8 protein-coding genes are annotated in these 9,544 nt (G+C 64.4%); 5 read left to right on the top strand and 3 right to left on the bottom strand.

The features are described 5' to 3' along the window. From AC6H42_RS13070 to AC6H42_RS13060, 3 genes are all read left to right on the top strand, one after another. The coding region (locus tag AC6H42_RS13070; RefSeq protein WP_497548224.1) for an ABC transporter permease family protein at nucleotides 1–534 on the top strand (534 nt) is incomplete at its 5' end. 155 nt (nucleotides 535–689) lie between these two features. After that, on the top strand, nucleotides 690–1,583 hold the full coding sequence (locus AC6H42_RS13065) for an ABC transporter ATP-binding protein (protein ID WP_057154394.1): 894 nt from the start codon (nucleotides 690–692) through the stop codon (nucleotides 1,581–1,583). Between the two features lie 10 nt (nucleotides 1,584–1,593). Continuing rightward, nucleotides 1,594–5,166 carry an ABC transporter permease/M1 family aminopeptidase gene (locus AC6H42_RS13060; protein WP_497548223.1) on the top strand — a complete coding sequence of 1,191 codons (3,573 nt, stop codon included), beginning with the start codon at nucleotides 1,594–1,596 and terminating at the stop codon, nucleotides 5,164–5,166. Nucleotides 5,167–5,182: 16 nt separating this feature from the next. Here the strand turns inward: AC6H42_RS13060 and AC6H42_RS13055 are convergent, their stop codons facing one another. The 3 genes from AC6H42_RS13055 to AC6H42_RS13045 all read right to left on the bottom strand — a co-directional run bounded on the left by AC6H42_RS13055 (nucleotide 5,183) and on the right by AC6H42_RS13045 (nucleotide 8,015). Further along, nucleotides 5,183–5,602: a hypothetical protein gene (locus AC6H42_RS13055; protein WP_057154392.1), complete on the bottom strand. Its 420-nt coding sequence runs from the start codon at nucleotides 5,600–5,602 to the stop codon at nucleotides 5,183–5,185. Between the two features lie 81 nt (nucleotides 5,603–5,683). Further along, nucleotides 5,684–7,321, bottom strand: a complete 1,638-nt coding sequence (locus tag AC6H42_RS13050; protein WP_082551683.1) for a methyl-accepting chemotaxis protein — start codon at nucleotides 7,319–7,321, stop codon at nucleotides 5,684–5,686. A gap of 214 nt (nucleotides 7,322–7,535) precedes the next feature. Further along, nucleotides 7,536–8,015, bottom strand: coding sequence for a hypothetical protein (locus AC6H42_RS13045; protein ID WP_157200865.1), 480 nt, complete (start codon nucleotides 8,013–8,015; stop codon nucleotides 7,536–7,538). 83 nt (nucleotides 8,016–8,098) lie between these two features. Here AC6H42_RS13045 and AC6H42_RS13040 point away from each other — a divergent pair, with 83 nt between their 5' ends. Both AC6H42_RS13040 and AC6H42_RS13035 read left to right on the top strand, forming a co-directional pair. Then, on the top strand, nucleotides 8,099–8,800 hold the full coding sequence (locus AC6H42_RS13040) for a hypothetical protein (protein WP_497548222.1): 702 nt from the start codon (nucleotides 8,099–8,101) through the stop codon (nucleotides 8,798–8,800). Continuing rightward, nucleotides 8,800–9,525, top strand: coding sequence for a hypothetical protein (locus tag AC6H42_RS13035; protein WP_057154389.1), 726 nt, complete (start codon nucleotides 8,800–8,802; stop codon nucleotides 9,523–9,525). Before AC6H42_RS13040 ends, AC6H42_RS13035 begins: the two co-directional genes overlap by 1 nt. Nucleotides 9,526–9,544 lie beyond the last annotated feature (19 nt).

The raw sequence follows: 9,544 nt of genomic DNA, 5'->3' as shown, positions 1-9,544 counted from the left end.
CTGCTGCTGGCGCCGGTGCCGCGCAGCGCCATCGTGCTGGCCAAGTTCCTGGTGCTGTTTACCATCGGCCTGACCTCGTCGGTGCTCATGGTGGGCAGCATGAGCGCATTGCTGTTCTTCTTCGGCGCCACCGCCTCGCCCGACCTGGCCGCCATGGTGCGCGCGATCGGCGTGCTGGACATGGCCATGCTGGCGCTGATGCTGGCGCCGACCGCCGCCATCTTCGCCTCCGTGCTGCTGTCGCTGTCGATCTACGCCAAGAGCTACAAGGAAGCGGCAGGCCTGATCTCGCCGCTGATGCTGCTGTCGCTGCTGCCGGTGATGGTGGCCCTGCTGCCCGGGGTGGAGCTGAACTGGTTCTGGGCCATGGTGCCGCTGACCAACGTTTCGCTGGCCATGAAGGAACTGGTGAAAGGCACCATGGACTACCGCATGTTCGCGGTGATCCTGGTCTCCACCACCATCACGGCCGGCGCGCTGCTGGCCCTGTGCCGCTGGTGGTTCAGCCGTGAACAGGTGCTGTTCCGGAATTAACATTCTCTGGCAAAGCGCCCGCTTTCGGCAATCTGGAACCCCGATTGTGCCGACTGTCGCAATGAAGCCACCGCTCAGCCGCAATTTCAATACAATGCCAACATTGAATAGTGGTATGTCCTGTTGCGGTGCAGCAGGACACGACAGGAGTCAGCATGGAATTACGCATCCGCAATTTGTCCAAGACTTACGCCAACGGGGTGGTGGCGCTGGACAATATTTCGCTCACGATACCGGCCGGGATGTTCGGCCTGCTGGGCCCCAACGGCGCTGGCAAGTCGACCCTGATGCGGACCCTGGCGACGCTGCAGGAATGCGATTCGGGCTCGGTGTTCCTGGGCGAGCTGGACGTGCTGGACGAGAAGGATGAGATCCGCCGCCTGCTGGGCTACCTGCCGCAGGACTTCGGCGTCTATCCCAAGGTCTCGGCCTACGAAATGCTGGACCACTTCGCGGTGCTGAAAGGCCTGTCGAACCGCGCCCGCCGGCGCGAGGTGGTGGACGGCCTGCTGCAGCAGACCAATCTGTTCGAGGTGCGCCACCAGAAACTGGGCACCTATTCGGGCGGCATGCGCCAGCGCTTCGGCATCGCCCAGGCGCTGCTGGGCGACCCGAAACTGATCATCGTCGACGAGCCGACCGCCGGCCTGGACCCGCAGGAACGGGTGCGCTTCCACAACCTGCTGTCGGACATCGGCGAAGACCGCACCGTGATCCTGTCGACCCACATTGTCAGCGACGTGGCCGACCTGTGCGCCAGCATGGCCATCATCAACAAGGGCCACTTGCTGCTCACCGGGCAGACCCAGCAGCTGATCGACGACATCAGCTGCAAGATCTGGGCGCGCTTCGTGGACAAGAAAGACCTGCAGCAGTTCCAGACCCGCCACGCCGTCATCTCCACCCGGCTGCTGTCCGGCCGCACCCTGATCCACGTCTACAGCGACGACGACCCGGGCGACGGCTTCGAGGAAGCCATCGGCGACCTGGAAGACCTCTACTTCGCCACCATCGCCGGCCGCCACAGCGCAGCCGATAGCTGCGATTAAGGCGGCCACCATGTTCGCCATCGCCCTGTTCGAAGCGCGCCAGCGCCTGAAGATGCTGTCCACCTGGGTCTACTTCGGCATGTTCCTGCTGCTGGCCATGCTGTGGATGGCGGCCGCCGGCGGCGTGTTCAAGGAAGCCGTGGTCACCTTCGGCGGCCGCGTGTTCATCAACGCGCCGCGCTCCATCCTGTTTACCGCCAGCTTCCTCGGCTGCCTGGGCGTGATCGTGGTGGCCGCCATGATGGGCCGCTCGGTGCAGCAGGACTTCGAATACGACATGCACCACTTCTTCTTCAGCGCGCCGATCCGCAAGGTCCAGTACATGCTGGGCCGCTTCATCGGCGCCTACCTGACGCTGGCGGTGGTGTTCTCCTCCATCCTGCTGGGCGCATGGCTGGGCACCTTCATTCCGGGCATCGATCCCGAGCGGCTGGGCAAGCCGCCGCTGGCGGCCTGGCTGATCCCCTACTTCACCACGCTGCTGCCCAACCTGTTCATCTTCGGCGCCATCTTCTTCGTGCTGGCCGCGCTGACGCGGCGCATGCTGCCGGTCTATATTTCCAGCGTGGTAATGCTGATCGGCTACATCGTCGCACCCGGCCTGGCGCGCGACCTGGACTACAAGACCCTGGCCGCGCTGATCGACCCCTTCGGCACCGCCGCCGCCATCAACCTCACCGAATACTGGCCCATCGCCGAACGCAACACGCGCCTGGTGCTGCCGGAAGGCGTGTACCTGCTGAACCGCGTGATCTGGACCTCGTTCTCGCTGGTGGTGCTGCTGCTGGGCTACTGGCGCTTCCGCTTCGTCAGCAGCATCGACAGCGGCAAGGCCGACGCGCGCGGCGAGGCCGAACCGGCGCTGCGCATCAGCCACTCGGCCAGCCACACGCACCAGGCGCCGGACTTCCAGTCGCGCAGCCTGGGCCTGCTGCTGGCCAAGATGAGCTGGCTGAACCTGCGCGAAACGGTGAAGAACGTCTACTTCCTGGTGATCGTGCTGGCCGGCGTGCTGACCATGTTCGCCGGCGCGCTGGACATGGGTTCCATGTTCGGCACCAAGACCTATCCCATCACCTACATGGTGCTGGAAATGGTGTCGGACACCTTCGCGCTGTTCATGCTGGTGATCACCACCTTCTACGCAGGCGAGCTGGTGTGGCGCGAGCGCGAGAACCGCATGGCGCAGATGCTGGACGCGCTGCCGGTGCCGAGCTGGCTGCCGCTGCTGTCCAAGCTGTTCGCGCTGATCGGCCTGCAAGCCCTGCTGATGCTGGTGGTGATGTTGTGCGGTATGACCATCCAGGTCGTCAACGGCTACTTCCAGTTTGAACCGGGCCTGTACTTCCAGCACCTGTTCACCATCCAGCTGCCGTCCTACGCGCTGGTGGCCGTGCTGGCCATCGCCGCGCAGGTGGTGCTGAACCATAAATACATGGCCCACTTCGCCATGATCGTCTACTTCGTGGCCAGCATCACGCTGCCCTCGCTGGGCATCGAGCACCCGCTGCTGGTGTACGGCACCTCGCCCAGCTTTGTCTATTCGGCCATGAACGGCTACGGCCACTACCTGGTGCGCGAACGCTGGTTCGAACTGTACTGGGGCGGCGCGGCGCTGATCCTGCTGGTGCTGTCGCTGCTGTTCTGGGCGCGCGGCAACAACGACGAATGGCGCCAGCGCATCGCGCTGGCGCGCCACGCGCTGACCATGCCGGTGCTGGCCACGCTGGCCCTGGGCGTGAGCATCGTGCTGGGCGCCGGCGGCGTGCTGTTCTACAACCTGCATATTGCCAACTGCTACAAATCGTCCTACCAGAAGCTGGCCGACCGCGCCGACTACGAGCGCAAGTACCAGCAGCTGGCCGCGCTGGCGCAGCCGCGCATCACGGACGTCCAGCTGGGCGTGTCCATCGAGCCGGAAAAGCGCCGCCTGCACGTGAAGGGCCGCTATATGCTGGAGAACAAGAGCGCCCAGGCCATCTCCGACATCTACATCACGCAGGACACCACGGCCGACATGCAGCCGCTGCGCTTCGGCCAGGTGGCGCAGCTGAAAATGAAGGACGAGGACCTGGGCGTGTACCGCTACACCCTGTCCACCCCGCTGGCGCCGGGCGCGCGCATGCCGCTGGAGTTCGAGCTGGACTATGCCCCCAAGGGCATCTTCGGCCTGGGCCAGGACACGCCGGTGGTGGCCAACGGCACCTTCTTCAACAATACCGTGCTGCCCCACATCGGCTACCAGCGCCAGGCCGAGCTGACCGATCCGCGCGACCGCAAGCGCCACGGCCTGCCGGCGCAGGAACGCGCGCTGCCGCGCGACGATCCGAAAGGCCTGGCCAACAATTATCTCGGCAACGACGCCGACTGGGTCACCTTCGACGCCACCGTCAGCACCAGCGCGGACCAGATCGCGGTGGCGCCCGGCTACCTGGAGAAGGAATGGAAAGCCAAGGGCCGGCGCTACTTCCACTACAAGATGGACAAGCCGATCCTGAACTTCTACGCCTTCCAGTCGGCCCGCTACGCGGTCAAGCACGACTGGTGGCAGGACGTGGGCATCGAGCTCTACTACCACCCCGGCCACGAATACAATCTGGACCGCATGGCCAAGGGCGTGAAGGACGCGCTGGACTACTACAGCAAGAATTACAGCCCCTACCAGCACAAGGTGGTGCGCATCGTCGAGTTTCCGCGCTACGCGGGCTTTGCGCAGTCCTTCCCGAACACCATACCGTACTCGGAAAGCGTGGGCTTCATCGCCAAGGTGGACGACAAGAATCCGAAGGACATCGACTATCCGTTCTACGTCACGGCACACGAAGTGGCGCACCAGTGGTGGGCGCACCAGCTGGTGGGCGGCGACACGCGCGGCGCCACCGTGCTGAGCGAAACGCTGTCCGAATACTCGGCGCTGATGGTGATGAAGAAGCAGTACGGCCCGGACCGCATGCGCCGCTTCCTGCGCTACGACCTGAACCAGTACCTGATGGGGCGCGCGCTGGAGAACAAGAAAGAGCTGCCGCTGGCCGACAACGAGAACCAGCCCTACATCCACTACCGCAAGGGCAGCCTGGCCATGTACCAGCTGCAGGACATCCTCGGCGAGGACAAGGTCAACGCCGTGCTGAAGGGCCTGCTGGCGCAGCACGCCTTCCACGCCCCGCCCTATCCGAGCGTGACGGTGCTGGTGGACGCGCTGCGCCAGATCGCGCCGCCCGAGCAGGCTTACCTGATCGACGACTTGTTCAACGCCATCGTGCTGCACGACAACCGCGCGCTGAGCGCCACGGCACGCAAGCGGCAGGACGGCAAGTACGAGGTGACCTTGAAAGTACACGCGAGCAAGCTGCGTGCGGACGAACTGGGCGCGGAAAAGGAAGTGGCGATCCGCGACCTGATCGACATCGGCGTGGACGACAAGGACGGCAACAGCCTGCTGCGCGAACGCAAGCTGGTGTCGCAGAAGGAAGGCGTGTACACGCTGGTGGTGAACGGCCGGCCGGCCAAGGCCGGCATCGACCCGGACAACAAGCTGATCGACCGCAAGCCCGACGACAACATGATCGCCGTCGAACTCTGATCGCAGTGCGGCGGGCTTACTTCAGCAGGATGGCTTTGCGGTATGGCGCGATGGGCGGTTTGGGGAACTGCACCGAGGCGTAGTTCTGGCGGAAGCAGGCCGCCTTGCTGTTTTCCACGTCGGTGACGGTACTGGTGACTTTGCCGTTCGCGTCCAGCAGCAGCATGATGGTGACCGGATACTTGGACTTGCCATGGCAATTGCCGCGCTCATCGAACTTCTGCGCGTTGTTGTAGGCGATCGATTCATCCTCGTATTTGCTGACCTTGGCGTTCGGGAACTGGGCGTTGAATTTCGCCATCTCGGAGGTGAATTCCGGGTTCTTCGGCGACGGCGCTTCGTCCTGGGCGGCGGTATTGCTGGTCTGCATGGTCTGGCAAGCGGACAGCAGCAGTGCGGCGCCCAGGGCGCTCAGTTTCAGACAGGTATTTCGCATAATTTCTCCCAAAGCATGTAGTTGTTGTCACAGTCTACATACTTCGGGGTTTTTGCAGCGCGCTGCTGCAGAGCTAGCGAATCAGGCGTGCAGGCGCAGCGCCGGCTGACGCGCGGCGCGCGGCGCGGCGGGCACGGCGGCGGAGCTGTGCACGGTCAGCGCCGGCGCATGGCTGTAGCCCTCGGACAGCTTGAACACGCCGACCACGCCGGCCAGCGATTCGGCCTGCTCCTGCAGCGCGCCGGCGGCGGCGGCGGCTTCTTCGACCAGCGCCGCGTTCTGCTGCGTCACGTGGTCCATCTGGATCATGGCCTCGTTCACCTGCTCGATGCCGGCGCTCTGTTCCATGCTGGCAGTGGTGATTTCGCCCATGATGTCGGTCACGCGCTTGATGCTGTCGACCACCTCGCTCATGGTCATGCCGGCCTGTTCGACCAGCTGGCTGCCGGCGTTGACCTTGCCGACCGAGTCGTCGATCAGCGCCTTGATTTCCTTGGCGGCGGCGGCGCTGCGGTGCGCCAGGTTGCGCACTTCGGTGGCCACCACGGCGAAGCCGCGGCCCTGTTCGCCGGCCCGCGCCGCTTCCACGGCCGCGTTCAGCGCCAGGATGTTGGTCTGGAAGGCAATGCCGTCGATGACGCTGATGATGTCCACGATCTTGCGCGACGAGGCGTTGATCGATTCCATGGTGTCGACCACCTGCCCCACCACTTCGCCGCCGCGCTCGGCGACGTGCGAGGCGGCCTCGGCCAGCTGGTTGGCCTGGCGCGCATTGTCGGCGTTCTGTTTCACGGTCGAAGTCAGTTCCTCCATCGACGACGCGGTCTCTTCCAGGCTGCCCGCTTGCTGCTCGGTGCGGGCCGACAAGTCCTGGTTGCCGGCGGCGATCTGGCCGGACGCGGTGGCGATCTGGTCGGTGCCGGCGCGCACTTCGCCGACAATGCGGGCCAGGCCGTCGTTCATGGTTTTCAGCGCCTGCAACAGGCGGCCGGTTTCATCCTTGCTGTCGACCACGATGTCGCTGCGCAGGTCGTTGGAGGCCACGGCACAGGCGATTTCCACCGCGCGGCCCAGCGGCCGGGTGATGCCGCGCGTCAAGCGCCAGGCGCAGACGCCGCCCAGCGCCAGCACCACGGCGGCGAAGGCCAGCATGAAGCTGCGGTTGGCGTGGTATTCGGCGTCGATGCTGGCCGCATTGGCGTCGATGCTGTGGCGCTGCATCACCAGCAGGCCGTTCAACGCATCCAGGTAGGCCTTGCCGTCAGGGATGAAGCGCTGTTCCAGCACGGCGGCGGCTTCCTCGAGTTTGTCTTCCTTTTTCAGCGCCACGATGGCGTCGCGTGAGGATATATAACGCTTGCGTGCCGCCACCATGTCGGCGAACAGCTTCTTCTCCGCATCGCTTTCCAGCAAGGGCTCGACTTTCTTCTGCAGCTCGTTCACTTCGCTGGTGGAAGCGGCGGTGTCGGCGGCGAAGAATGGCCCCAGGCTGGGGTCGCTGGACTTGGAGATCGCGGTGGTGCGGCGCACGCTGGTATGGATCAGCCGGTACCAGTCGGAGATCATGCGCTCCTTGGCCAGCGGCTGCTGCATCATTTCGCTGGTCGCGTCGGCAACCGACTGCATATGGCTCAGGCCGATCCAGGTCATCAGCATAGTGAGCAGCAACACGAGTCCAAAGCCGCCGGCGAGGCGGGTGCCAATTTTCAGGTTGTTCATTTTTTCTCTCAAAAAACTATGTATGGGACACAGGCGGATAAACCGCGCCCCGGCTGAAAACTGGTGCCAGTGCGTCCATGGGAAACTGCGATTGCGACAATGAGACAGCGTGCTGCTGTGGGATAGCGGCACTTGGTATTGATAGAACTGCTAGGGAAGGGCAGGAGTGTAACACGAAGTCGAAAATTAGTGCCTCGTGGAAACTACGTAGATTTTATGCATACGCCTCGAACGCACCCAGCACGGCGCCGTTGAACATGGCGCTGGCGGCCACGCCGGCCAGGTTGGGCCGGGTCTTGAGCACGTCGCCCCAGTAGGACGACAGCGCCGAGGACGGTGAGCTTTGCAGCAGTCCGGCGCCGGTGTACAGCCCGGAATTGAAGGCGCCCGCTTCCAGGCTGGCGGCGATCCGCTGGTTTTGCTGCTGCAGGGCCAGCCCCTGGGTGGAACTGCCGAGCGGCGGCACCGCCACCGGATCGGGCAGCGTACCGGCCTGCAGGATCGAGTCGAGCAAGCCGGACGCCGTGTAGACCTGCGCCGTCGAGTTGTTGCCGCCCAGGGAGGCCACCACGCTGGACTGCGCCGACAGGCTGACCGCGATCGACGGCAGCACAGCGTCCTCCGTGCCGGTCTCCTCGATCGCGGGAGGCTGGTACAGGGAGTAGCTAAGCGGCAATGTTAGCGCGGGGATCATAGCTTCACTATAGTCACCTCGACAGTGAACGCAAGGATGAGCGCTGCTGTACACGGACCGGCCAGCGGGAATACCATTACGGAATGAAAACACTGTTCCTCACAACGTGGCCGCGCGCAGCGGCAGTGACTGCCGTGGCCTGGCCGCTGGCGGCTTCGGCGCTGGCAGCGGGCCCGACTTTCGGCACCCACGGCATGGCGCTGTTCGGCGGCAAGGACGGCTTGTATGCCTCGCATCTGCCGATGTTCCATGCGCCGCACGATTACCAGGTGGTGCTGCAGGTCCGCGTGGCCGATCCCAAACTGGACGCGGCGCTAAAAAAGCGGCTGGATGGCAAAACCGCGCTGTGGACCGTGGCCCCTGAAAAATTCGAGCTGGACCGGCTGGCGCCGGACGCGGCCCATCCATTGCGCCGGTTCAAAGCCCAGCTGGTGCTGGGCCATTTCGAACAAGGCGGCAAGACGCAGTACAGTAATGCAACATTGATAGTGGATAAAGTTTTATTGTTCCGGCAGCTTTCTCCCGACGTAAAAACAAACTCCACGGCAACTTATGTGCAAATAGGCAACGGCAAGCAGCGTTATCTCATCAAGAAGATCGACAGCCGGCCTGATTTGGATCATATTGTTTCTTACCGTGCAGCATCGCATGCGCCCTACGCGTCCCTTACCATCGCCAAGCACGGCATGGCAGAACCGGAAGCCAAGGCACTGGCCGCCGCGCTGCAGGCAGTTCCGTCCGCCATACGCGGCACGGTCTACTTCTCTACCGAAGACTTGCGGTGATGACAGTTCCTGCGATCTACCAAGGCTTGTGGCGACGCACCGGTATCTGGCGCAGCAATGGCACCAGCGACCTGAGCACGCAAGTCTGGTGGTTTCAGTCGGCCAGTTTCCACATCGATTTACGCATCCCCATCGACCGCCCTTCCATGGACAGCCGCGCCCAGCTGGCCGCGCTGGCTCCTGCGCAACTGGCCCGCTTCAGCGCGCAGACCGGCTTCGCCGGGAAGACCGTGGTGGCGGGCGAGCGCTGCGAGTGGCGGCCGGAGATCGCCTTCCCGACCCTGAGCGCCGACCTGGACGCGGGCTGGATGCGCTTCGACAGCGAGGACGCCGTCCACGAAACCGGCATCGACAACAGCTACGAAGAAGACTGGGTACGCATGGCCTCGGCGCCGATGCGCGGCGTGCGGCTCGAATCAACCGGGCCGGCCGGGCCGACGGGAGCGTCGATTGCCTACCTGATCATCGGCGAGCGCTGGATGGCCTGGGCCTGCGGCAGCCCCGCCGACGCCTATTCCCCTTCCGCGCCCGGCTCCGGGTCCTGGAGCGAATTCACCGTGCTGCACAAGGGCGGCGGCTGGCGCGTTGCCGGCTCCAATTGCGCCTGGCAGGAGGGGCTGGACGTGCCCGATGCGGACGCCCTGGCGGCCCAGCCTTTCGCGCTGGCGGACGTCACCACCCTGCCCTTCGCCCCCGGCCACTGGCGCGTTACGGCGCTGGCTTAGGCAGCTGCACCGCCGGGCG

This window comes from Massilia sp. NBRC 108631 (assembly GCF_059704565.1).
Note: the sequence above shows the minus strand (reverse complement) of the source record. Positions and strands in the feature narration are given on the sequence as shown.